Source organism: Paenibacillus sp. 1_12, from assembly GCF_900114475.1.
Classification (GTDB): Bacteria; Bacillota; Bacilli; order Paenibacillales; family NBRC-103111; genus Paenibacillus_S.
Genome location: NZ_FOTE01000002.1, coordinates 247,537 through 271,473 on the forward strand (window position 1 = coordinate 247,537; position 23,937 = coordinate 271,473).

Here is a 23,937-nt window from a genome sequence, read left to right on the forward strand (position 1 = left end):
TTAAGCCCCACCCTTTTCTTCTGCTCCTGGATTGAATGGCTTTTTGACCAGCCCGCCCTCTTGCTCCATCAATATTTCAATCTTGTGCTCTACCTGCTCCAGCTTGCTCCCGCACAATTGTGACAGCTTCATGCCTTCTTGAAACAGCTCAATCGCCTGTTCCAAAGGAACATCCCCGCTCTCAAGAAGTGCTACGATTTGCTCTAATTTATCCATCGCCTCTTCAAAGCTAGGCGTTGTTTCCTGTTTTGACATTTTCTTTCCCCTCCATTGACCACACATGGCAATCCACTTGCCCATCCGTCAATCTAAGCTTCAGCACGTCGCCGATCTGTACCTGCTGGATGGATTTGATAAGCTGCTTTTGAGTTTCATCATAGACAAGACTGTAGCCCCGCTGCATCACCTTTAAAGGACTAAGGGCATCCAGTTGGCGGATGGCACTGACTAGCACCTGTCGCTTTTGGCTTTTGGTTGTCTGAATCGCTTGCTGCAATTGACGTACGGTTGAGCCCAGACGCCGCTTGGCAAATAGAACCTGCTCCTTCGGATTATACGTTGACAAGAGCTTATCCAGCTTAAGCTGACGCTCCTGCAGCTTGGTCAGACGTCTGCGCATTTTGTAGGCAAGCTGCTCCTTCGTCCGATCCAAACGCTCCATAGGCTGAACAAGCAGCTGTCTGCGGGGATTTAGAAAAATGGGTGACCGTTGCGCTCTACGTAGACGCTCACGACCTCGCTCCAACTGATTAGACAAGCCGCCATGAAGTCTTTGATTATAAAAACCAAGCTGCTGCCTGAGCTCCAAATGATGAGGAACCGCAAGTTCCGCCGCGGCTGTTGGTGTAGCCGCCCTGAGATCCGCTACAAAATCGGCAATGGTAAAATCCGTCTCATGACCTACGGCAGATATAATCGGTATAAGTGACGCATAGATCGATCGGGCCACCGCCTCTTCATTAAAGGCCCAAAGCTCCTCCAGAGAGCCTCCTCCTCTTCCGACGATCAGGACATCGACTTCATTCCTTGCATTCATCGCCTCGATAGCCTTCACAATCGAGGGCGCTGCCTGCGTCCCCTGTACAAGCACAGGATAGAGCAGAATTGGCACATTCGGATAGCGACGCTTAAGCGTAATCATAATATCACGGACAGCCGCCCCAGTTGGCGAAGTAATCACACCAATCGCCTTCGGAAAACGCGGAATCGATTGCTTGCGTTCAACTGCAAACAGTCCTTCTTCCGCCAGCTTCTTCTTCAGCTGTTCAAAAGCCAAGTAAAGACTTCCGATACCATCCGGCTGCATTTGAGATACATAGAATTGGTATTGTCCATCACGTTCATACACGGAAATATTTCCGCAGGCCAATACCTTGGTGCCTTCACGCGGGATGAATCCGAGTCTCTGATTGCTAGAGGCGAACATGATACTTTTCAATCTGCTGTCCGCATCCTTAAGTGTAAAGTACATATGACCGCTGGAATGATGTGTGAAATTGGAAATTTCCCCGCGGACCCATACGTCCTGCAGGGTATTGTCACTTTCGAGACGCATTTTGATATATCGATTAAGGTCTTTGATCGAAAGAACTTTTTTTTCTTTCATATTGCTTATCCGTTCACTTGGGACTGTAAGGTTCTCGCAGCCGCATCAAGCGTATTTCTTAGTAAAATGGTAATGGTCATCGGTCCTACACAGCCCGGAACCGGAGTAATATAGCTTGCTGTATCCAGAACGTCATCGAAGTCGACATCTCCTGCCAGCTTGCCTGTATCCAGGCGATTAATACCCACATCAATAACAACAGCACCTGGTTTTACATGCTGCTTCTTGACCATTTTCGGTTTGCCAACTGCCGCGATTAATATATCTGCCTGACGTGTGATCTCTTCCATATTAGCTGTTTTGGAATGACATATGGTTACCGTTGCATGCTCTCTGAGCATTAGGATAGCCATAGGTTTGCCTACGATGTTGCTTCTTCCTATAACCACCGCATGTTTACCAGCGATATCAACGCCGATATGTTTCAGAATGGCAATAACACCTGCTGGCGTACAAGGAGCGGGACCTTCTTTACCAATCATTAAATTACCTACATTAACAGGATGGAAGCAATCTGCATCCTTCTCGATAGCTATCGCCTCAACGATTTTATCCTCGGAAATATGTTTAGGAAGGGGAGATTGTACCAGAATGCCATGAATACGCGGATTATGATTCAACTGCTTGATCAAAGCCAACACATCAGCTTCTGAAGTGCTGCTTGCTAGCTTATGAACCTCGGAGTAAATGCCTGCTTCCTCACATGCTTTCGCTTTGTTACGTACATAAACCTGAGAAGCGGGATCTTCGCCCACAATAATAACAGCCAGTCCTGGCTGTACACCCTTAGCTGTCAAAGTGGCGACTTCCTCTTTAATTTGCGCACGGTAGGCGCTGACGATTTCTTTTCCGTTAATGACTTGTGCGGACATGATTGGTCCCCTTTCCTAAACGTTTATATACGTTTGCTCTTGATTTCATCCAGTTCCTTGATCATTTTACCCAGAACGCCATTTACGAACTTACCCGATTCCTCCGTACCAAAATGCTTAGACAATTCAATCGCTTCATTAACAACAACCTTGGGTGGAACATCATCGCGATACAGCATTTCATATGAAGCCAGACGCAATATTTCACGGTCAACACGGGAAAGCCTGTCCATTTTCCAACCCTTTAAATAGTCATTTAGCAGCTCATCAATGCTCTCTTTATGTGCAAGCGTCCCATCGACGAGCTCCTTGATTTCCTCTTCAGCAATGGTATCTTTCGTTTTGATCAATTCAGACTCATCATCGTTTTGTGCTTCTTCTACAACATGAGTGATCGCCTCAATCACACTCACCGTGTTCATTTCAACCTGATACAGGCTTTGGAGCGCTAGCTCTCTTGCCAATCTTCTTCTCATTCGGGTTATTTCCTTTCTAAAGGCTTCCTATAGGAAGCTCGTCTTAAGCGTCAGCTAGTACAACCATACAAAAAAATCCTTGGCAAGAACCAGGGATTTCATCTAAACAATCTCCATTTGTCCATGATCCAGCGCCACGTCGTTTCAACGGGAATGGCGGGCTCGCCCCGCTCTACTCGATTCCCTATATGATAACAAGTATATACGATTAGGGTGAAAATTAACATATCCCACAATCCGCAAATTAAATAGATGAGTCCCAATAGTACGCCACCGGCTGACCCCAAGGTTTTCCCGCGATGCCGTTCCCACAGCAGTTCCCATAGCCCATTCCACATGGAAGAACCCACCTCTACTCTACCCGACTTTTAAATGTAGGTGTTGATTGTTGAATGTTGGCGATAAATACGGTAACAACTGCAACCGGAATTCCTGTTATATCTTCGATATGCTTTTTGACTCCTGATTGCATCTCTTCGGTCAATTGCGGAATTGAGGTTTCACCGTCTACGATCGCTCTAATAATAATCTCCAGACCTGCCGGGCTTACCTTCACCCGAGCCTTTAAATCCTTCACACCGCGTGTACGCTGTGCTGCCTTTAAAGATAAATTTTCGACCGTTTCCATCGAGATCCGAATTTCACCAAAATCGGTCCTTTGATCTATCGATGGCACTACCGCACTGCTTCGCGGCAGAGACACAATCAGTAAACGAATACTGATCAGCATAATCACGACTGTCAAGGATATAAAGGTTAATGCCGTATGCAAATCAAAGTATACATCACTGGCAAAATTTTTAGCTTTATCGAAAGGAATCCAACCCAAAGCAGAAAATAATACCGTGCAGCCTACGATCAGAACAACGACGCTGAGTACGAAGAGAAGCAGTCTATCTATCACTTTTACCACAAAACCGGACTCCTTCCGAATGAGAGCAAACCCCCTTACAGCTTGAAGGGGGTTTTCAAATCGTTTTTTTCACCATTTCAAAACGAAATTACTTGACTCGATGTGGAACCACTTCTACGTCTTCCACCTTTTCGACAGCTTTAAAAATAACATCATGAATGTGTACATTGACTTCCTTGACACTAAGACCTGTCATGGATTCGATAGCGTTCTTGACATTGTGCTGCACACCAGCGGCAACCTCAGGGATACGCGTACCGAATTCGATCACGATGGATACATCGACTGCTGCTTCACGCTGTCCCACTTCAACCTTAACGCCTTTGGATAAATTTTTACGTCCGAGCAGTTCGGCAATCCCGCCTGCAAAGCCGCCGCTCATTCCGGCAACACCCGGAACCTCAATCGTAGCCATTCCGGCAATAATTTCAATTACTTCCGGTGCAATTTGGATCGTACCCATTTCTGTTTTTTCGTAATCCGCAGCAATCATATTCATAACTCGGGACCTCCTAATTTTATAATCCGATTCCTAAGCGTCTATTTCTTCGATCTCTTTATATGTATGCGCGAAGTTTACAAACTTGTCTTAACCCCTACTATAACACCATCGTATAACTGTGACAAATAAAAGCTTTACGATTCAGGGTCGTTCACGTCATGATCTTCAAGAAATTTGATGTCAAAATCACCGGAAATAAATTTGTGGTGCTCCAGCAGTTTCAAATGAAACGGTATCGTGGAGTGAATGCCTTCAACCGTAAATTCAGACAACGCACGTTTCATACGCTGAATCGCTTCATCACGGTCTCTTCCCCAAACGATCAGCTTGGCGATCATCGAATCGTAGTGCGGTGAAATCGTATATCCCGGATAAGCGGCGCTGTCCACCCTAACTCCAAACCCGCCCGGTGGCAGATAAAATTGAATTTGTCCAGCGGAAGGCATGAAATTACGGGTTGAGTCCTCAGCATTAATGCGGCATTCAATTGCCCAGCCTTCGATCCTAACCTCATCTTGTGTGAAAGATAAAGCGTCTCCTTCAGCAATCCGGATCATCTCTTTAATAATATCAATACGGGTGATCATCTCCGTTACCGGGTGCTCAACCTGAATACGTGTATTCATTTCCATAAAATAAAACTGGCCATCGGCCCCCAGAAGAAATTCCAGTGTCCCGGCGCCGGAGTAATTCACTGCCTTGGCAGCACGAACGGCAGCTTCACCCATCCGCACACGCACTTCTTCAGTCAAAATTGGACAAGGCGCTTCCTCTACCAGCTTTTGGCGTCTGCGCTGAACCGAGCAATCCCGCTCGCCCAAATGGACCACATTGCCGTGCTTGTCTGCCAATATTTGAATTTCAACATGCTTCATTCCGGTCAAATACTTTTCCAGATAGACTCCAGCGTTTCCGAAGGCTTTCTGTGCTTCCTGCTGAGCATTTGTAATCTGACTAACCAGCATCTCTTCATCATCGGCAATACGAATTCCCTTGCCTCCACCGCCTGCGGTTGCTTTTATAATAACGGGATATCCGATTTCCTTCGCGATCCTGACAGCATCATCCAAATCCTCTACAAGACCGTCAGATCCAGGAATAATTGGAACATCAGCTTGCTTCATCGTAAGCTTAGCTACTGCTTTATCACCCATTCGATTGATTGCATCTGGCGAAGGACCGATAAAGGTAATATTACAGCTCTCACAAATCTCCGCAAAATCAGCGTTTTCCGCCAAAAATCCATAACCCGGATGAATCGCATCAGTTTCAGTCAAGGTCGCTACACTCATAATATTAGTCAAATTCAAATAGCTGTCCTTGGATAAAGTGGGTCCGATGCAGTATGCTTCATCAGCGAGCCGGACATGCAGTGACTCACGATCCGCTTCAGAGTATACGGCAACCGTGGAAATACCCAGTTCATGGCAAGCACGAATAATCCGCACGGCAATTTCGCCGCGGTTAGCAATTAAAATTTTTTGAAACTTCATTTAAATCTCCTCCTAACTTCGCAAGCATAAACTTAAGTTTTCCATAGGAAAACTGACTTCGCACATCGTTATTCTGGCTTCACAAGGAACAACGGCTGTCCGTATTCTACCAATTGACCGTTCTCAACCAGTATTTCCACAATTTCACCTTTAATTTCCGCTTCAATCTCATTCATCAGCTTCATCGCTTCAATGATGCAGACAACGGACTTCTCTTTGACCTGGCTGCCTTTATTCACAAAATCAGCAGCGCCTGGTGATGAAGCCGCATAAAACGTACCGACCATTGGTGAAACAATTTTATGTAAGTTCGTGTTCGCCGCAGGTGCAATCACACCATCCACAACGGGGTTATGGTTTTCCGCTGGGGCTTGTAATACCGTTTGTGGCAAAGATTGTTGCGGTGCTAGATGTTGAAATGAGTGCTGCGCTGGTGACGACGCAAATACAACAGATTCTGTTTTGGTAGGTTTGCGAATCATCAAACGGGAGCCTTCATTTTCAATTTCCAATTCCTGTAGGGAACTTTGATCGATTAATTTAATTAATTCTTTAATTTCGCTAAGTTTAAACACTAGATTCACTCCTTCAACGATGGTGAAACAATAACGTTGCTATTATACCACAATCCCTTAACAAAGAAAGAGTTTCCTCCGATTACCGCATGATTGGCAGTGAGATCACAACTTGAAGTCTCTCTTTTTCTGGCTGATCAACATGAATCTGTCCCCCATGCAAACGGACTATTTCTTTGCAGACGGCTAACCCGATACCGCTCCCTCCCTCCTCTGGACCCTGTTGGTAGAAACGGTCAAACATCCGGTCAAGCGTTTCATCCGACAATGAGGCTACTTCATTTTCAAAAATGATCTCCAGTACAGTTTCCCTTTTCGCATAGGACAAGCTCACATTACCGTCAGGAAGTGCATATTTAAGCATATTAGAGGTGATATTATCGAACACTCGCTCCATTAAAAACAAATCAATATTCACAACAAGTGTAACCGCTTCAAACAACTCATCCAGCGCTTTGTGAGACCACTTGAAACCGCCACCTCGTATGATCGGCTCTGTCCTTTTGTAAAGAAACCTCAACATCTCCTCCATGCTCATAGAGCTGGGCTGAAAATTCATTTTGTTTTCCTGCAGACGTGCCAAATCGTTGAGATTCTGTGCCAGCCGCACAGCCCATTCGGATTGTTGTTCGATCAACGTTAGATGATTGATGCCATCCTTTTGAACATGGACCTGCAGCAACTTCGTTTGCTGGCGAATCAATGCGATCGGTGCATTCAAATCATGTACGATATTATGTAATAAACGTGAATTGAATCGGTACGACTCCGTGAGCTGCCGTGTGCGCTGCATGACTTTATGCTCCAACTCCTCATTGGACTCCGCTAACCTCATTGTGAGTGCCGCAGAATCCTGCTTGAGACTAATATAACGACGCACGGTAACAGCCATCTGAGTGAGTAAATAAATAAAAAATCCGGTATTGATAAGACCTTCCGATGTAAGAGGAATACTCAAATAATAAAAAGAATCGCTTAACACAGCGAAAAATGCAATAATGCCCGCTATCGCTCCTGATCGAGCCCCGAGGCGCCGATGTTTGACTGCTCTTGCATAAACAAGGAATGAAGAGTATAGAAGAGAGCAAGTTATCATCACCGTAAACGTGGTAAGGCATTGAGTGAAAATAATAGCTGGTGTGAACAAAACGAATAAAGCGAATAGCCCAAAGATCATATAGGTAAACCTCAGCACATTCTTGGAAAAGTGCTCAGGAAAGATCGACCTCAGGTATTGATTAAGAGCCAGAATCGCTGCAATTTCAATGAAATACTCCAGCTTTACCTTCCATTCCCACAGCAAATCAGGAAAAAAGAAAGTAACCAAAACCTCACCAAATAAAAATGTACGCAAACCCAGGGAAATGGATAGCAGGCCAAGAAATAAAGTTGATCGGTCTGTAATATATAACGACGCAAATACTAAATAAAACAAACCCATCATCAACAAAGCGCCCGCACTCATGCAATCCCTAACCACAGGAGGAAGTGACTTAGCTCGAATCGCCTCTTGGTCCCCCATATAAATATCGTTCCAAATGCCACCTTTGCGCTGGGCAAAATTCGATACTTGTATATCCATTTGCAGCTTGCTGCTCTGAGGAGTAAAGAAAACATATTCTTGTGACTCATGGGGAACAGCAGTCGAAACCGTTGTACCTACTGCTCCAACCTCCTTTAGCAATCGACCGTCTATCCACATTCGAAAGGAGGAAGCAATCGGACTGATTTTTAAACCAAGTGTTTTTCCCACATCATCAGGATGCAGTCGAATTTGTAACCGATACGTTCCAAATTCTCTACCCCATTCTTTCCCATTAAGGTATGGAACAAACTCCCAGCTTTTGGGGACTGTCAAATATTCGGCGCTTGCCTCCGGCCAGCTTTGCTCCGGGTCGACTAGAGTATCAGGAGCGAACAGCCAATCACCTGACAACATGTATGAGTGGTTCGTACTTGACAAGGAGAACTCGCTGAAATCAACCTCTCCCTTGTTAACTCGTGGAATCGACTCTTCTTTGGAACAACCCGTGAGCATAACAACCCATACTAAAAACATCACAACCAAGGTTCTCAACAATGTCCTCCTTCAATAACAATCTTACCTAAAAAATTACAGCTGATTACTTGGTTACATGATACAATATCTAACAAAGATTAAAAAGGAGAGCTGCATCCAGAAGGATCAAGCGCAAATAATCATGTTAACCTCTACTATTAAAATCCTGCTTGCAGAGGATCATTCTTTAGTTCGCAGCTGCCTACAGGAAATCCTGCAAACAAATCCGCGCTATGAGATTGTAGCATCCGTAGCGAGTTGTGAAGAGGCTTTGAGGTCTCTTCAGAACAGCAGCCCATTGCCGGAACTGTGTATCCTGGATATTCAGATGCCCAATATGGATGGGATTGAATGTACCAAGGCGATCAGAGAAAACTATCCTCAAATGAAAATTATTTTGCTTACTGCTTTCGATCATGATGCTTACATGGAAGAAGGTGCGATTGCAGGAATCAACGGGTATCTGTTAAAGGATACGAGTGTCGAAGCCTTTTATAGATCTGTTGAGCTGGTCATGGAAGGTCAATTTGTGGCTCCGCTCAAGCTGATGAGCAATATATCCGTTAGACTCGCTCAGCTTAAAGAATTTGAAAAAAACAAAACCATCGACAATCTGAGCAGGCTGTTATCCAAACACACCATCTCGCTTGACAACAAGGAGCTGGAAATTGTCAGGCTGATATGCCTTGGATGGAGTAATCGGATGATCGCAGAGGATCTGTATATTACCGAAGGCACCGTTAAAAATTATGTGTCACGCATGTACCGTAAAATGAGCATCCATACACGTTCCGAACTTATGCGATTATTAAATGACGAGCAGGAATAGCGACTATTTCAGGTTACGAACAAGCTGTAATCATAATGTAATCCAATTTTAATAATCATACCCATATATCGACAGCTACTGCACAATGCCCCTGCTATATTAGTAGTAGGCTTAGCTCAGCTAAGCACAATTGGAGGGATACATATGAGTGAAGTTGAAAACGAAGCGATTGTGGTTGAGGAAGAGGCAACAGCTGCTGAAGCATCGGAGGAGGCAGTAGGCGAAGCCGAGGTTGAAGCAGAAGATGCTCAGGCTGAAGCTGAAGAAGAGGATGCTGCCGTCGAAGAGGAAGCATCTGAAGACGGTGAGTCTGATGAAGCTGACGGTGAGATCTCCGATTCGGCGGAAGAATCAGATGATATCGTTACCGAGCCTGTGGAGTAGCACTTATATGCATATTTTTTACGCGAAGAGTCCGACGGTTCGGACTCTTTTTTTTGTACATGCAGGCTTCGATACCATTTCTTATTTGTCAGTAATCGTCGCTCCTATTTTCGACAAATAAAAAAGAAACGGAGGAGATGAAGTACCTCTTCCGCTTCTTTTGATGCTGCTCCGATCTGAATTCAGAGTTCAATCATCAGCCTTAATTAAGGTACGAATTGTACCACAATTTTATCAGCCCCAACATTCATTTCCTGCATAACCTTATCAATGATACTAACCGCCTGGCTTTTCTCTAGCTTATTGCTTTGGACTGTAACCCTCCATTTACTAGCTTCCTCGGTAATTACGGCTTGTGGGAATTCTTTCATTAATGTATCTTCCAAATTAGTTACCTTAGCCTCTTGATCTTGAAGCTTTCTTAGCTCGGCTTCTGCGTTTGCTGCTGCTGTGGCGCTCTGTTTGGGATCAGCCAGAATCGTCATCCATTTCTCTGTCAGCTTGGCCATCTCCTCATTACGTTTCAATCCAAGACCTGCAAAATAGTCACTGCCGGATTTGACCTGTGTCATGACCTGCTGCAGCACTTTAGCATCTGCTGCACTTACAGTTTCATTTGCTTTGGAGGTAGTCTGTGTATTAGCTGCAGTTGCCTTGCTCGTGTTCTTCGGATCTGTCACAGCTGCAGCTGGAGTCGGCGCTTTAGCTGTTGGTACAGCTGGAGTCGATGAATTGGCAGGTGTTGCGTTCGTGCCTGCGCTTGGAGCTGCTGCACTCGTTTGCTGCTTCGTGTCCACCGCTGCAGGAGTGCTTGCTTTGGTGTCGGTCTTGGCTGCTGCCTGAGGCGTAGCCTTGGACTCAACCGGTTTTACGTTCAGATCATTGGTGTTGATCACAATTTCCTTGGCGGAAAGTCCGTTCGTGCCTTCAGCTCCCTTAGCTGAACCATTGATTGGGGCTCCTGTTGAAGTAAACTCGAGCTTGCTGACGTCTTCGGTGAACAGATAATACGCAGATAACACGACCATCAGACTGAGCATGGATACCAACCAAATTGTTTGTCTTTTTGAGTTCATTGTTTTGCCTCCTTAGAGTTTTCGTAAGAGTTTTTGTAGAAAACTTACTCCGTAAGCATCTACTTCGTTTTTGCGCCAGCAAAAACTGGCTTCGTAAGCATGTGTACAAATCCAATGTCTTTATTGTTTGCGGGGGAGTACGGAAATACGATTGGCAGGAACATCCAGGCCTCTCTCCACAGCCTCGGTCATCATTTTTTTGACAGTCAAATTTTCAGCTCCCTTGGCCACGACGACAACGCCTCTAATTTTCGGTTTGATCGTTTTGGTCACAAGCGGCTGTTTCCCCCCTGATACTTCATAGATGACCACTTCCCCACTTCGTGTGACATCGCTGATATGGCGGGTTGCACCATGCTGATCCTTCTCATTCGTTACCTGCTGGGTATCCTTCGTATTACGCTCGACAGCAATCTCTTCGGTAGAATCGATCGTAACCAGCACCTCCACCTCACCCACACCAACAATTTTGCTCAACAACTCCTTTAGCTGCGATTGATAGGCTTCTTCATATTCACGAAAGGTACTGCGTTCCTTGCTTGAGGCGCCAAATACAGGCTTGGCTGTCTCTGCAGGAGAAGCTCGGCCTTCCCCGATAGGGTCCACATCCTTGACATGAATAAATGAATTAAGCACCATACATGCCGCTCCCACCAGACCAAGCAGCAGCAGCCAGCGAAATGTCTGAATTCGTTTGGTTCCATTCGGTCCGCCGCCAAGCCATTTCTCAATCCATTTCATCAGACTTCCCATCGGTTCCACCTCCCCTGCACCCTTCCCAGATTTCTGTGCTTGCCTACCAACCCGGAGCGATCCAGATGATTAAGACTTCTCCCCTGTTACCTCCACATAAATTCGCCCCTCCGGTACCTGCCACGCCTTGCTGAGCAGCATACGGATTTGTGATTGCTGCTGTTCATACCCTGTATTTGGAGTCATCGTTTGGCCCGGGCCTGCAAGGTTAGTGCGACTAGCGCTTACGGCCTCACTACCTGTCTGCCCCTTGTCTCCTCCTCCCCTCAAGATACTGTCGTTCTGTCCACTGCTTGGTTCTATCAAGATGTCTACGGGCTTGACAGGTTCAACCTGAAAGGTTTTGACGGTCTGCGACGGCACTTTGGACGGAGTCAAAAGTGGCTGATAAGCGACTTGTGCACGGATGCTGCGGATCTCCATCTGCCCGTTCGCATCCTTGCCCGTTTCCAGCTTCAAATCCCCTACCTTGAAAGCTGGCGTTTGTTCGATATTTTGTTTCATCAAGGTAATGATTTGCTGCTGCATCAGCTTGCGGGATCGCTCCTCCTGCTGCACTTTCAGCTCCTCAGCCTGCTGCTGGATGCTGCTGAGTGACTGCATACCACTAGACGTCCCCTGCGTCTGTGTCTGGCCTGAACTACCCGCTTGTGATGATGTAGGTAAAGCCTGGAAAACGGGTAAAGCCGTACCGGGCGCCGATTTGTTTTGAAAAAGAGATTGCGCATTGCTCAGCATGAGATCAACAGAGGCCGATTTTTGAAACAATGAAAATATGGGCTGAAGCAAGGTGAGTAAAATAAATAGGCTGACAACCGTTTTCACGTAACGCTGCATGGTCTGATTGGGAAGCAGGATGTCCACAAAAGTCGCGAGCAGGATGACCACAATGATCGATTTCAACCAATCCGATAACCAGCCCATCCCTTCACCCTCCTCTGTCACCCAAGTCTGCTTGCAATCAGCGCATCATCACAGAAAGATTGCCTGCGGCAATCAGCATCGTGATGGCCAGAAAAAACATCAGCCCCACCACTGCCAATGCGGCAAAGACATAAATCAGGCTTTTCCCTATCGTATCCAGACAAGCAATAATCGGACTATCTCCAAGCGGCTGCATGACAGCTGCTGAGAGATTGTATATCAAGGCTAACGCCATTATTTTCAATGCAGGAAAAGCACACAAGATGAGCAGGATGACCAATCCGACAAGGCCAACGGCATTTTTGACCAACAGCGAAGCGCCTATTACCGTCTCCGATGCGTCCGAGAACATTTTACCTACGACGGGTACGAAGTTACCGGCAATATATTTGGCCGTGCGGATCGTTACCCCGTCAACGATAGCGCTGCCTGCACCACGAACTGAAATGACTCCGAGGAAAACGGTAATAAAGACACCAAGACACCCCACACTTATCATTCGGAGCAGGTTAGCCAGCTGGGTTACCTTGTATTTGTCCGATAAGGAGCTGACGATATGCAGTACAGCCGAGAAGAACAGCAGCGGGAATACAATCAGATAAATGCCAGTCCCGACTGCGTGGATCATAAATACAATTAAAGGGTGCATCACAGAGACGGAAACCATATTTCCCATAGAAGCCAGCAGCGTCAAGAGAAGCGGGACTATCGCAATCATAAAATGGATCATCTCGCTAATTGCCGCATTCGCATATCCAATGGCAACCGTAAAGCTGTTAACAGCCATAATCATCAGCACCATAAATATGATCGCGTAGGCGACTTTGCTGACATTGTTTTTTTCAAAGGAGCTCTGCAGCGTCTCCAGCAGCATACTGAATATGGATAACACGACAATAGACGCCAGCAGCTTGCCATTGTAAACCAGCTCATGGAAGAAATAGCGGAAGATACCGGATAAGATCGTACTCATCTGAAAATCCTTGGCACCGGTCAACAGCTCGTTAAAGGTCGGGGTTTTGCTTTCGGGAAAATAACCTCCGTACGTTCGCATCAACTGCGTCCAATACTGCTCGACCGGGTCGGTTTGCAGCCGTTCCGCCTCTTCCTTGATGATTTGCTCGACCGGGCTTGCAGCTTCAACACGAGCAGTACCTGCTGTTGTACCCGTAAAACCAATGCCGCCCAACCCACCAATGAACAGATACAGAGTGCATACCAGCAGCAGCCACCCTTGCTTTAACCCCCATTTACTTGTGTCTCCATTCAGCGTGATTGCCTGCAATTTAAAGATATTTCGTTTCCAAGGCTTGTACGGTATCATTAGCTTCATCTCCTGGAACCTTGCGACTTTAAGTTAGGCTGGAAGCAGCTTCACGACCGTTTCTATAATGACGGACACGATGGGAATCGCCATTACCATAATTAATACTTTGCCGGATAGCTCGATCTTCGATGCAATTGATTCCTGCCCCGCGTCTCTTACGATCTGAGCACCGAATTCGGCAATGTAGGCAATCCCGATGATTTTTAGAATCGTTTTAAGAAAAATCATATCTATGCTGGCTTTGGTCGCTAAATCCTCCAGCACCTGAATGACGGCTGATATTTTGCCGATGAGAAATAAAAAGATGCTGATGCCCGTAAACGCGACGATCAAAAAAGCAAACATCGGCTTCTGTTCCTTGATGATCAGGACGAGAATTGTAGCGAATAGGCTTAGGCCTACTATTTGTATGATCTCCAAGACGACTCACCTACTGGAATAAGAAAATGGTTTTAATTTCCTTGAACAGGCTGTCCAGCATTCTGACAACCATAAACAGTACGACTACAAATCCGATTAGTGTTACCCAATGCGCCATATCTTCTTTGCCCATTTGCTTCAGCACGGTGTGAATCATTGCGATAATAATTCCGATTCCGGCAATCTGGAATATCGCACTCACGTCTACGTTCATTCACGGCACCTCACCTCTAACCTGTAAACCTTTACTCGAACAACCTCTAATACATCAATATGACGACCAGCGCACCCATCAGCAGACCAAGACTGCGCCACATTCCCTCATACCGTTTACGTTCCTCCACTGCGGTTTCGAGTTCCCCCTGAAGCTGCTGTACTGCCAGGCGAATATGCTTAACCTGATCGGCACTATCCGATAGACCAAGTGTGCTCCCCAGCTGACTGAGAATTTCCTTCTCACCCATTTGCAGTACCGTATGATGCCAATGTTCAGCGATTGCCTGCTGCCAAATCTGCAGCACCGTCCTACCCGCTGCTATTCTTAATTCGTCTGCCGCATAGCGGAAGAGATGGCTGACAGGTGGCGGGCAGGCATGAGCTACCTGCAATAGCGCCTGGGGCAATGGGGTCAAGCCATAGGTCATTTCTGTTTCCAGCCGCTGCAAGGAACGGATCAAATCCGCAATTTGCCTCGGACGCCGTGAATATCTCTGGGCTTGATACAAGCCGAATAAGGTTGCCGACAGCATAATCATCATGGCCCCCAGCAGCTTCAGCATAAGGATATCCCTTCCTGTTGACCGGAGCGTATGACCATCGCTCGTCCCTGCTCCCTAGCCTCTGCGAGACCATGGACGCCGGAGGACGTAAGAGTCAATCGTCTTCCCTGCGAATCGTAAATACCCTCCAGCGATCCTACACTTGATTGACTGCTCAGGACGACGATTCTCTTAAAAACCTGATCATGGAGCAGCTCCTTTAATACAGGCCTTCTTGAAATGTCTTCATAGTTCAAACCATGAGCAGTTGCCATCACAGCAATGCCGGCATGAATCGCTTCATGGATAGCGGCTGCATCCTCAGGCCTGCCAATCTCGTCCACAATGAGAAGTTCAGGGGACATGGATCGAATCATCATCATCATGCCTTCTGCCTTGGGGCAGCCATCCAGTACGTCCGTACGCGGACCTAATTCAAAGCGCGGTACACCTCGGACACAAGCAGCGATCTCGGAACGTTCATCTACGATCCCTACCTTATATCCCCGTCGAAGTGCGGTGCCACTGTCAGATACGGGACCCTTGCTTATAATTCTTGCTAAATCACGAATCAATGTCGTTTTTCCTTGCTGCGGCGGGGATACGATTAGGGTATGAAGGATGCAGCCTTGTCCTGTTGAATCAGTCACATAAGGAATGATTGAATTGCCGCAGCCCTTATGCTCCTTGGCAATCCGGATATTAAAAGAGCTGATGTCCTTCAGCAGCTTCACCTTTCCCTGCTCCAGCACTGTCCGCCCGGCCAGCCCGATGCGATGACCTCCAGCCACTGTAATGAAGCCTCTGCGCAGCTCCTCCTCAAAGGTGTAAAGCGAATGCTGCGTCAGCATCTCCAGCAAAGCGGCGCAATCCTCTCGATTCGGCCTATAAGCCTCATCTGGGTTGTTGCTCAGCCCGCCTGTCTGTGAAACAAAGCTGTATTGCCTTCCCCAGCCAATCTCGAGCGGGCGCTGCTCGCGAACACGAATTTCTTGCAAATCCTGCATAATTTGAGAGGGCAGCATGGATAGTCTTTGACGTAAAGGAACAGAAAATAGCTGAAGTAGTGACTGCATCTACCCATCCCCTTCATTTTAAATTACGGATAGCCTCGTCGCTGTTCGGTCAGAGTATTCTTCCGTTCACTAAATTATGTGTATGCTTGGCCCACTCAAATATGACCAATTATTTTCTCAAAATCCCGATGAAGATGCAGCTGACACCAACAAGCACCCAAAGCATTTTGCCTACCGACAGCTTATCCGCAAGCCCTACCAGCCCTAATGTTGTAGTTGTAAGCAGCACGAATGGTCCTACCATAGCCAGTCCGGTGTTGACCATGAGCGCTTTTTCAATCTGGTTGTAACGGAGCATCAGCAGTGCAGCAATGATCTCGATACTTCCTGACAACAACCGCAGTACGGCCATACTTAATACAATTTTATTGATCAGCCTGCTCCTCTCCTTTCTGTAGTCATGTAACTCTTCTATTTCAGCTCCTATTTCAGTTTCTCTATCATCTCTATGCGGACATGTCTGCATTTAGGCATAATGGGCACATCACTACCCTCTGGTGCATATGATGACGAAGTAATCAATCCAAGTAACAGCGAGGCGATATAACATGGAAGCAACGACACAGGCAAAATGGCATCCACTGCTCAGCGACCCATCAGGGAAACGAACTGACAAACCAAGAATGCTCGGTAAAACCATGGTGATCGATAAAGGCCTGGGAATTCATGCGCTTGACGATTTGCTGCAAACGGCTGGTTCTTATGTCGACATGCTCAAAATCGGATTTGGCACATCACCGCTGTATGAGACGGACATATTGAAGCGCAAGATCGAGATGGCCAAAAAGCAAAATATTATCGTGTACCCTGGAGGTACGTTTTTGGAAGTCGCTATTCAGCAGGACGCAGTAGACGAATTTTTTGATATGATCTCGATCATGGGCTTTAATGGTGTGGAAATTTCCGATGGTACGATAGAGCTGGACCGAAGCTTGCGCAGCGAGCTTATAACTCGTGCAGCAGAGTGCGGGTTCACCGTGATTACGGAATACGGGAAAAAGATGTGGGGCTCTTCTATCGAAATTGAAGAATTGATTGAAACGGTTACTATTGATGCTGAGCTAGGCGCCAGTCTGATTACGATTGAAGGCCGCGAGTCGGGCAAAGGGGTCGGGATTTATGATGAATATGGGGAATGTAAGGATCGGGACATCCTCAAGGTGCTGGAACGTGTTCCTTCCAGACATTTGCTGCTGTGGGAAGCTCCACAGAAAGAGCAGCAGGTACATCTGTTGAACCTTCTAGGAAGCGATATTCATTTAGGCAATGTTGCGCCACAGGATTTGATTTCGTTGGAGGCGCTTCGAAGAGGACTGCGTTCGGATACGATGCATTTTGGCATGGAGGCACCTTGTCCCTACGTCGAGGATTGGGTTATTTAAGGAAGGGGCAGCATCCATGGATATTACCGTCATTCCCAGTGTCAACGAGGCGCGTCCGGATGACCTTGTAAACAAAACCGTTATTGTCATTGATGTGCTGCGAGCCACCAGTACCATGCTGACTGCCTTGGCTCATGGATGCGATGCGATCTATCCCGTCGAAACGGTGCTTCAAGCTAAGCAGCTTCTAGTGGAACAGCAGGACTGGCTAACGGGCGGAGAGCGCTACTGCAAAAAAATTCCAGGCTTTAATCTTGGCAACTCCCCTTTTGAGTACATGGATGACCAAATAGCAGGCAAAACGATTATTCTCACGACCGCCAATGGTACCCGTGCCATCCAAAAAGCTAACAGATCCGGTACCGTACTTATCGCGTCACTGCTAAACGGCAGAGCTTGTGCCGTAGAGGCGGCTGCTTTAAATAAGGATATCGTCATCTTGTGCTCAGGTACACAGGATGTGTTTGCTTTCGAGGATGGAATCTGCGCGGGGCAGCTTATCGAGGAAATACAAGAGCTGCAAGGGCAAGGCAAGACGGTGAATGTGGATGATTTAGGACTGAGTCAGCTGTACGCTTTCCGGCAAGTGCAATCCACGATGACAGAGGCATTGTTAAAAAGCAGTAACGGCAAACGGCTGGATAAGCTCGGTTTTCGCGAGGATGTTATTTACTGCTCACGAATGAATCTAATCCCTCTCGTCCCGACCATGCAGGGTGGGCGTTTGACCCTATTGCCAGTTAAGCAGCTGCATTAAAGCTTGAATGAAATGAACATGAAATGGCTGCCTGTCTCATACAGTAAAAGTGAAATCCATGAGACAAGGGGCTTTTACTATGAATGGAGACATATTACTGGTTGCGCTCATCATCATCGGACTGATTGGACGCTCGCACATCATCACCACGGCGGCATGCGTACTTTTGATCATCAAGCTGATCAGTCTGGATCGTTATTTACCGACAATCGAACGCAGAGGACTGGAGCTGGGGCTGTTATTTTTGACAATGGGCGTGCTAGTGCCGTTTGCCAGTGAAAAGATATCACTGAAAGACGTAGCCAGTATGTTTACGACATGGCCAGGTATATTGGCGCTGCTGGGTGGTGCCATCGCTACCTATATGAACGGAAAAGGCTTGAGCTTATTAAAAATAGACCCACAATTAATTGTGGGTCTTGTCATCGGTTCAATCTTCGGCATTATTTTTCTGCGCGGCATTCCTGTCGGCCCATTGATGGCTGCAGGTATTACGGCCTTTTTGTTAAAAATATTCACCTTTTTATTCGATAAGCTTCGATAAGTTAATGTAACAATTAACGTCTGTCGGATGGTCCTCCGACAAATGCCTGCTGCTCGGTGTCCAAGCCATAAGCGGTATGCAGCGCCTGAATCACTTCCGGCAACCGGCTATTGTCGATCACGCATGAGGTTTTAATTTCAGACGTACTAACCATGTTGATGCTCAGTCCCAAATCAGAAATAACCTCGAACATTTTGGCAGCAACGCCAGGTGTACTCACCATTCCTGCACCCACGATGGATACCTTCACCAGATTTTCCTGGGATGTAACTTCGCGGAATTCGACAACGCTGCGGATATCCTCGATGACTTTGACGGCTCTGTCCTTATCGGAAAGGGCTACGGTGAATGCGAAGTCAGCAAGACCATTCAGCACACCGCTTTGTACGATAATATCAACGTCAATCTGCTCTTTAGCCAATGCTGTAAAAACTTTGGCCAATTGGCCTGGTTTCTCATCCACACCGAGAATACTGATTCTTGCTACATTCTTGTCGCTTGCTATTCCGCGTACTACGATACCTTGCTCCATTGCTGCTTCCTCCTTGACTTGGGTACCTTCATTATGGTTAAAGCTGGATCTGACGACCAGCGGCACATTGTAATTTTTGGCGTATTCAACAGCACGCGGATGAAGCACAGCAGCACCCAGATTAGCGAGCTCCAGCATTTCATCATACGTAATTTCCGGAAGCTTACGGGCACATTTGACCACACGCGGATCGGTTGAGTAGATTCCATCTACGTCGGTGAATATCTCGCACACATCCGCTTTTATCGCAGCAGCCAATGCTACAGCCGTCGTATCCGAACCACCGCGGCCCAAAGTTGTGATCTCGCCTTCCTGAGTCATACCTTGGAAGCCCGCTACAATGACTACATTCCCCTGCTCCAACGCTTTAAAGATTCGCTCCGGTTGAATATCGGAAATTCTTGCTTTTCCATGAACCGGTTCTGTGTACATGCCAGCCTGCCATCCCGTATAAGATATCGCCGGTTGACCTAGGCTCTGAATCGTCATCGACAATAAAGCTACTGATACCTGCTCACCTGTGCTCAGCAGCATATCCATTTCTCTGGCTGGAGGCGTTGACGAGCTGATCTGCTTCGTCAAGTCGATCAAATCATCCGTCGTATCTCCCATTGCCGAAACAACGACCACACATTGATGACCTTCGCGCTGTCTCTCTACGATACGACCCGCTACGCGCTTCATCCGCGCCGCGTCACCAACCGAACTTCCACCGAATTTCATTACTATAAGAGACAAACTGTTCACTCCCTAACCGAAACTTTTACATAACAATGTATTATTATAGCATATCGGTAGTAAAGGATGAAGCACAAAAATGCTCCCCTCTCAACAGTGAGCGTTTATACATATAATGTAGGCGGGTCTATGCCAGTTCCAATCGAAACTTTCCTGCTTAAAAGAGGATCATTCTCCATCAAACCTTTTGGTAAGAGGACACAGGAATCCACCCTGCATCCGGCAACAAATCCCTGCGCGTCAGCTTTGTTCCAGTGATCAGCTGCATGTAAGAGGCTATCGTCCCGTCATGAGAAACGATATAAAGTGTATCCTTCTCGAGTTTCCTGCACCAGCTTATAAATTGCTCAGCCCACTTCTCGAACAGCAAATTAGGCAGGGTATTAATGCCCTGCAGCCACATATAAGGAGGCACATCCTGCGGCAGCGAAAAATCACTATAGCAATTAGATAAACAGGTGGGCTCCAGCATCTCATCACAAGGCAAGGTTTGGAAATCAAAGCGCTGGGGAAATTGACGAGGACCGGCAGCTGGATGAACAAACCTCAGCGCGTGTGAGCCTTTACACCAAAGCTGCGCGGTTTGCAGTGTGCGCCTTGTCGGGCTGGCTATGATGGCATGACGTTCTGTCAGCGGCATAACCGTTCGCAGTCGTTCAGCCTGATGTTTACCAAATTCAGTGAGTCCTGGGTTCTCCATTTTGTAGCTCTCGGGTACTTGCTGTGTGTGTTCTCCTTGACCATGACAAACAAAAACGATCTCCATCCGAGCTCACCCTCTCTTGTTGTTTTCTTATTTTATGCAGGTTCAGCCTGCCTCATATCCATAATTCAACAGAGTCTGACGTTTTAACCCTATTCTTTTGCACCAACCCGGCTACTTCCTATATACCCATGTCTCCATACTGCAGAATCGAAATCTACAGCTCATTTGCGTATGATCTATACAGCAGCTGTTTTCCACTTGCCACTCTTGTAACGGAAGTAAATAATCGCGGTTCGGACCAGTTGATCAACGGCAATAGATAAATAGGCACCTATAATTCCCCAGTGAAAAACGAGCACAAACAACAGGCTGAGCAACCCCCGAAAAATAAATACGCCAACAAAAGTCGAAATCAATGGAAACCGTGTATCGCCAGCGCCGCGAAGCGCTCCTGCCAGGATGAACTGCGAGGCCTGAAACGTTTGAATCAGCCCAATAATGCGCAATGCACTGGCTCCTGCGTTAATGACAGCTGCATCATGGGTGTACAGCATCATAATGTAAGGCGCCAATACGATAAAGCCGACTCCCATGATGCCGGCAAATATACGCCCGAACCTGCTGGTCTCCCAGCCGAATTTTTCTGCAAGCTCAGGCTTGCCTGCTCCCAACCCTTGACCTACCAAAGTGCTGGCTGCAAGTGAAAAAGCCATTCCCGGCATAAAAGTAAGGCCCATAATGCTAAAGCAAATCGTATGAGCTGCAAATACCGCCGTCCCCAAACCGCTTAAGACCAAGGTAAATACAAGCTGCCCGGCCCTGAGAGCTAACTGCTCTCCAGCTGATGGCAGGCCGATTTTGACAATTCTGCGGATTATCGGATAATCGACTGCCATCAGCTTCCTCCAGGAAAGCTTAATAATTGATCCTTTACCAAATAGCACGAACACCACCCACAAAGTAGAGATCGCCCGCGCTATCACTGTCGCAACAGCAGCACCAATTAGTCCCATGCCAGGAATAGAGCCGATTCCATATATAAGCGGATAGCCAAGAATGACCACAAGAATATTGGACAGCACATTAATTTTCATGGGGGTTCTCGTGTCCCCTGCCCCGCGAAGAATGGCCGATAAACTCGTGGAAATGACGGTAAAGCTTAGCGACAAAAACATAACTTTCGCATAGCTCAACCCCTCAGAAAGAACTTCGTTCGTCGCACCAAGCAGCACGAGAATATGTTCTGCAAATATGTAGCTTAGCGAGATGACCACAACACTCAGCAATAAGCTGAGCATAAACGTCTGCTGTGCAGTTCGAGTAGCCTCCTCCACATTTCCTGCTCCCATAGCTCTTGCAATAATCGCAGTCGTGCCTATATTCAATGCCATAAAGATCGCTAAAGCAAAAAACACAGGCTGATTCGTCAAGCCAACCGCTGTGACCGCTTCCGCACTTACATGCCCGACCATGATCATCACAATCATTTGAAGCAAATTCATCATCATGTTCTCAACGAGTGAAGGCCCTGCCAGCTGCAAGATCACTTTACGGATTTCCTTTTTCCCGCCCGTCTCCAGCTTTAGAAGTACTTGTGGATCAAGCAAGCGTTTGTGCTTGCGGGGTTCAGGCTGGAGGGGTGAAGCGCTTTCATCATCAATTTGCTGCGGCATAACTATGTTCCTTCTTTCATATTTCCGTCATCAGGCATAATCCTGTTTATGCTTTATCTCTTATACAAATTACGAACTCTTTGCAGTATGGCAAATCCGATGAGTCCGCCGATTACATTCAACAAAATATCATCAACATCAAAGCTGCCAACGTGAAATACCCACTGAATCGATTCGACTGCCAGCAGCGCCAGCAAAAATCTGCTGATGATTTGCAGGTAGCTCCGAACACCTGGAAAAACCAGTGGCACCAAAAAACCAAACGGCACAAAGGCCGCGACATTTCCAAATAGGTTAATGACCCATGTATCCAAATTGTAATGATGAAAACCGGTTATATAATTGGAAATCGTTTTGAAAGGAATCAGGTTCATCATTCGTTCCGTTCTGGTATTACGAGAAAATCCAAAAAACAACAAATAACACATAAATGAACCGTATCCTGCAAACATGAGGATGGCCAAATCCCTATACAGCTTTTTTAATCTTTTTGATGTCAATCTGATTCGCATCCTTTATTATTCAATCCACAGAGCATGTCTCTTAGTCAAAATAGGTCTATTCCTAGCTTATTCATACTCTTCCAATAGCTTCTCAAAAACAGAAGCCAGCTCCAGCGAATTCTGTGGATCGCCAACCTGATCCTCCACACACCACCAAGCGGAAAGTACAGCATGGCTGTACCCCCAGGCCATTACCCTTTCTGGATCCAAAGCCAGTTCTGTGCTGAACAGCTCAATTCTCCGTCTAATGATGTCCCTTGGGTGTTCGTCCGGCAAGTTATTCATTAAAAAAGAAATGACCCCGTATTCTAGCTCGCCAATCAGCCCCTTGGGGTCAATCGCGATGTAAGGCTCCCTTTCTGCTGACAGCAGATTCTCATGGTGAAGATCACCATGCAGCAGCTGCGGGTTTCTCCAGGTCTTGTGCAGCTTCGCAAACCAGTCCTCGGCTTTACGCACCATTTGTTCAGGCAATGGTCCCGTACCACCAAGATAACGGACACGAAGCTTGTCAAGGCCTTTAGCCCAGTCCGAAGTCGATGGGAACAACGAATGCAGCGGTGGGGGCGTTTGCAGCTTCCTCATGACAGCAGCTGCCAGGCGTACCGCTTCATCATCATCTGCTACAGTCTTAAGAGTGTGACCTGGGACCGCTCTTTCCAAAATCAAAATTCCCTTATCTGTATCCGAATCCCAAAGTCTGGCACATCCATTCCCTTTGTATATGCCCAGAGCTTCTGCTTCAGTAATCAATTCCTTATTAGGTACACCCAGCTTAAGTACGGCTTCCGTTCCATCCCTAAAGAGTACAGGCGCTACAAAGTTAAAAGAAAGCGGATAAGCAGCCAAAACCTGAAAAGACCATCGGCTTTCGCAATATTGGATGAGCTCATCAAAATGCTCCAGCCACAATGCGCCCTTTTCCTGGTGTACACCCAGTATGGTATGTATAAATTTCTCCGGTAGCTGAATCATCATATCATCCCCTTCATTGTGTGTGAAATTCTTGTAATGGTTGCCGGCTAATGTCAAAAAGCCTCATGACCGTAAACGGAAACG

Annotated in this window: 29 protein-coding genes; 5 read left to right on the forward strand and 24 right to left on the reverse strand. The window is 46.7% G+C overall.

Going from position 1 to position 23,937, the window contains the following annotated elements; genetic code table 11:
- The 10 genes from xseB to BM210_RS05260 form a co-directional block, all read right to left on the reverse strand.
- Positions 1–255 (reverse strand): exodeoxyribonuclease VII small subunit, encoded by a 255-nt coding sequence (gene xseB / locus BM210_RS05215; protein ID WP_091165259.1) that lies wholly within the window; start codon positions 253–255, stop codon positions 1–3.
- On the reverse strand, positions 230–1,606 hold the full coding sequence (gene xseA / locus BM210_RS05220) for an exodeoxyribonuclease VII large subunit (RefSeq protein ID WP_091165262.1): 1,377 nt from the start codon (positions 1,604–1,606) through the stop codon (positions 230–232). Before xseA ends, xseB begins: the two co-directional genes overlap by 26 nt.
- Before the next feature lie 5 nt (positions 1,607–1,611).
- Complete coding sequence (folD, locus tag BM210_RS05225; RefSeq protein WP_091165264.1) at positions 1,612–2,478, reverse strand: bifunctional methylenetetrahydrofolate dehydrogenase/methenyltetrahydrofolate cyclohydrolase FolD; 867 nt, start codon at positions 2,476–2,478, stop codon at positions 1,612–1,614.
- Between the two features lie 23 nt (positions 2,479–2,501).
- Positions 2,502–2,954, reverse strand: a complete 453-nt coding sequence (nusB, locus tag BM210_RS05230) for a transcription antitermination factor NusB (RefSeq protein ID WP_091165266.1) — start codon at positions 2,952–2,954, stop codon at positions 2,502–2,504.
- Between the two features lie 98 nt (positions 2,955–3,052).
- Positions 3,053–3,292 carry a DUF2273 domain-containing protein gene (locus BM210_RS05235; protein ID WP_091165269.1) on the reverse strand — a complete coding sequence of 80 codons (240 nt, stop codon included), beginning with the start codon at positions 3,290–3,292 and terminating at the stop codon, positions 3,053–3,055.
- Positions 3,293–3,306: 14 nt separating this feature from the next.
- A complete protein-coding gene (gene amaP, locus BM210_RS05240) occupies positions 3,307–3,867 on the reverse strand; it encodes an alkaline shock response membrane anchor protein AmaP (protein ID WP_091165271.1) in 561 nt (186 codons plus the stop codon).
- An 88-nt stretch (positions 3,868–3,955) separates the two neighbouring features.
- Entirely contained in the window at positions 3,956–4,366 is a 411-nt protein-coding gene (locus BM210_RS05245; protein WP_091165273.1) for an Asp23/Gls24 family envelope stress response protein, read from the reverse strand.
- Positions 4,367–4,503: 137 nt separating this feature from the next.
- Complete coding sequence (gene accC / locus BM210_RS05250) at positions 4,504–5,862, reverse strand: acetyl-CoA carboxylase biotin carboxylase subunit (protein ID WP_091165275.1); 1,359 nt, start codon at positions 5,860–5,862, stop codon at positions 4,504–4,506.
- 68 nt (positions 5,863–5,930) lie between these two features.
- Positions 5,931–6,437 (reverse strand): acetyl-CoA carboxylase biotin carboxyl carrier protein, encoded by a 507-nt coding sequence (gene accB, locus BM210_RS05255; protein WP_091165278.1) that lies wholly within the window; start codon positions 6,435–6,437, stop codon positions 5,931–5,933.
- Positions 6,438–6,519: 82 nt separating this feature from the next.
- Entirely contained in the window at positions 6,520–8,514 is a 1,995-nt protein-coding gene (locus BM210_RS05260; RefSeq protein ID WP_091165280.1) for a sensor histidine kinase, read from the reverse strand.
- Positions 8,515–8,638: 124 nt separating this feature from the next.
- On the opposite strand from BM210_RS05260, the gene BM210_RS05265 reads away from it, so the two are divergent.
- Together BM210_RS05265 and BM210_RS05270 are read left to right on the forward strand one after the other, a co-directional pair.
- Entirely contained in the window at positions 8,639–9,325 is a 687-nt protein-coding gene (locus BM210_RS05265; RefSeq protein WP_177237635.1) for a response regulator transcription factor, read from the forward strand.
- 144 nt (positions 9,326–9,469) lie between these two features.
- The gene (locus tag BM210_RS05270; RefSeq protein WP_091165286.1) at positions 9,470–9,709 is read left to right on the forward strand and encodes a hypothetical protein; all 240 of its coding nucleotides are present in this window, start codon (positions 9,470–9,472) and stop codon (positions 9,707–9,709) included.
- Between the two features lie 206 nt (positions 9,710–9,915).
- On the opposite strand, the gene BM210_RS05275 is transcribed toward BM210_RS05270, so the two are convergent.
- The 9 genes from BM210_RS05275 to BM210_RS05315 form a co-directional block, all read right to left on the reverse strand.
- Positions 9,916–10,785: a SpoIIIAH-like family protein gene (locus tag BM210_RS05275; protein WP_091165289.1), complete on the reverse strand. Its 870-nt coding sequence runs from the start codon at positions 10,783–10,785 to the stop codon at positions 9,916–9,918.
- 120 nt (positions 10,786–10,905) lie between these two features.
- Positions 10,906–11,538 (reverse strand): stage III sporulation protein AG, encoded by a 633-nt coding sequence (gene spoIIIAG / locus BM210_RS05280; protein WP_091165291.1) that lies wholly within the window; start codon positions 11,536–11,538, stop codon positions 10,906–10,908.
- Between the two features lie 69 nt (positions 11,539–11,607).
- The gene (locus BM210_RS05285; RefSeq protein ID WP_091165293.1) at positions 11,608–12,462 is read right to left on the reverse strand and encodes a stage III sporulation protein AF; all 855 of its coding nucleotides are present in this window, start codon (positions 12,460–12,462) and stop codon (positions 11,608–11,610) included.
- Between the two features lie 37 nt (positions 12,463–12,499).
- Complete coding sequence (spoIIIAE, locus tag BM210_RS05290) at positions 12,500–13,786, reverse strand: stage III sporulation protein AE (protein WP_091165296.1); 1,287 nt, start codon at positions 13,784–13,786, stop codon at positions 12,500–12,502.
- A gap of 33 nt (positions 13,787–13,819) precedes the next feature.
- A complete protein-coding gene (gene spoIIIAD / locus BM210_RS05295; RefSeq protein WP_091165298.1) occupies positions 13,820–14,209 on the reverse strand; it encodes a stage III sporulation protein AD in 390 nt (129 codons plus the stop codon).
- A gap of 10 nt (positions 14,210–14,219) precedes the next feature.
- Complete coding sequence (gene spoIIIAC, locus BM210_RS05300; RefSeq protein WP_076227891.1) at positions 14,220–14,423, reverse strand: stage III sporulation protein AC; 204 nt, start codon at positions 14,421–14,423, stop codon at positions 14,220–14,222.
- Positions 14,424–14,469: 46 nt separating this feature from the next.
- Positions 14,470–14,988, reverse strand: a complete 519-nt coding sequence (gene spoIIIAB / locus BM210_RS05305; RefSeq protein ID WP_091165301.1) for a stage III sporulation protein SpoIIIAB — start codon at positions 14,986–14,988, stop codon at positions 14,470–14,472.
- Positions 14,982–16,043 carry a stage III sporulation protein AA gene (gene spoIIIAA, locus BM210_RS05310; RefSeq protein ID WP_091165303.1) on the reverse strand — a complete coding sequence of 354 codons (1,062 nt, stop codon included), beginning with the start codon at positions 16,041–16,043 and terminating at the stop codon, positions 14,982–14,984. Before spoIIIAA ends, spoIIIAB begins: the two co-directional genes overlap by 7 nt.
- A 109-nt stretch (positions 16,044–16,152) precedes the next feature.
- Complete coding sequence (locus BM210_RS05315) at positions 16,153–16,419, reverse strand: YqhV family protein (RefSeq protein ID WP_091166135.1); 267 nt, start codon at positions 16,417–16,419, stop codon at positions 16,153–16,155.
- 172 nt (positions 16,420–16,591) lie between these two features.
- On the opposite strand from BM210_RS05315, the gene BM210_RS05320 reads away from it, so the two are divergent.
- The 3 genes from BM210_RS05320 to BM210_RS05330 all read left to right on the forward strand — a co-directional run bounded on the left by BM210_RS05320 (position 16,592) and on the right by BM210_RS05330 (position 18,726).
- Positions 16,592–17,425: a phosphosulfolactate synthase gene (locus BM210_RS05320; protein WP_091165305.1), complete on the forward strand. Its 834-nt coding sequence runs from the start codon at positions 16,592–16,594 to the stop codon at positions 17,423–17,425.
- A gap of 16 nt (positions 17,426–17,441) precedes the next feature.
- Positions 17,442–18,182, forward strand: coding sequence for a 2-phosphosulfolactate phosphatase (locus BM210_RS05325; RefSeq protein ID WP_091165307.1), 741 nt, complete (start codon positions 17,442–17,444; stop codon positions 18,180–18,182).
- A 79-nt stretch (positions 18,183–18,261) separates the two neighbouring features.
- A complete protein-coding gene (locus BM210_RS05330) occupies positions 18,262–18,726 on the forward strand; it encodes a DUF441 domain-containing protein (RefSeq protein WP_091165310.1) in 465 nt (154 codons plus the stop codon).
- 13 nt (positions 18,727–18,739) lie between these two features.
- Here the strand turns inward: BM210_RS05330 and BM210_RS05335 are convergent, their stop codons facing one another.
- The 5 genes from BM210_RS05335 to BM210_RS05355 all read right to left on the reverse strand — a co-directional run bounded on the left by BM210_RS05335 (position 18,740) and on the right by BM210_RS05355 (position 23,856).
- Complete coding sequence (locus BM210_RS05335; RefSeq protein ID WP_091165312.1) at positions 18,740–19,996, reverse strand: aspartate kinase; 1,257 nt, start codon at positions 19,994–19,996, stop codon at positions 18,740–18,742.
- 178 nt (positions 19,997–20,174) lie between these two features.
- Positions 20,175–20,762 (reverse strand): histidine phosphatase family protein, encoded by a 588-nt coding sequence (locus BM210_RS05340; RefSeq protein WP_091165315.1) that lies wholly within the window; start codon positions 20,760–20,762, stop codon positions 20,175–20,177.
- 176 nt (positions 20,763–20,938) lie between these two features.
- Positions 20,939–22,375: an MATE family efflux transporter gene (locus BM210_RS05345; protein ID WP_091165317.1), complete on the reverse strand. Its 1,437-nt coding sequence runs from the start codon at positions 22,373–22,375 to the stop codon at positions 20,939–20,941.
- 53 nt (positions 22,376–22,428) lie between these two features.
- Positions 22,429–22,875: a VanZ family protein gene (locus BM210_RS05350; protein ID WP_177237636.1), complete on the reverse strand. Its 447-nt coding sequence runs from the start codon at positions 22,873–22,875 to the stop codon at positions 22,429–22,431.
- Between the two features lie 69 nt (positions 22,876–22,944).
- Positions 22,945–23,856, reverse strand: a complete 912-nt coding sequence (locus BM210_RS05355; RefSeq protein WP_143100994.1) for an aminoglycoside phosphotransferase family protein — start codon at positions 23,854–23,856, stop codon at positions 22,945–22,947.
- Positions 23,857–23,937: the final 81 nt, after the last annotated feature.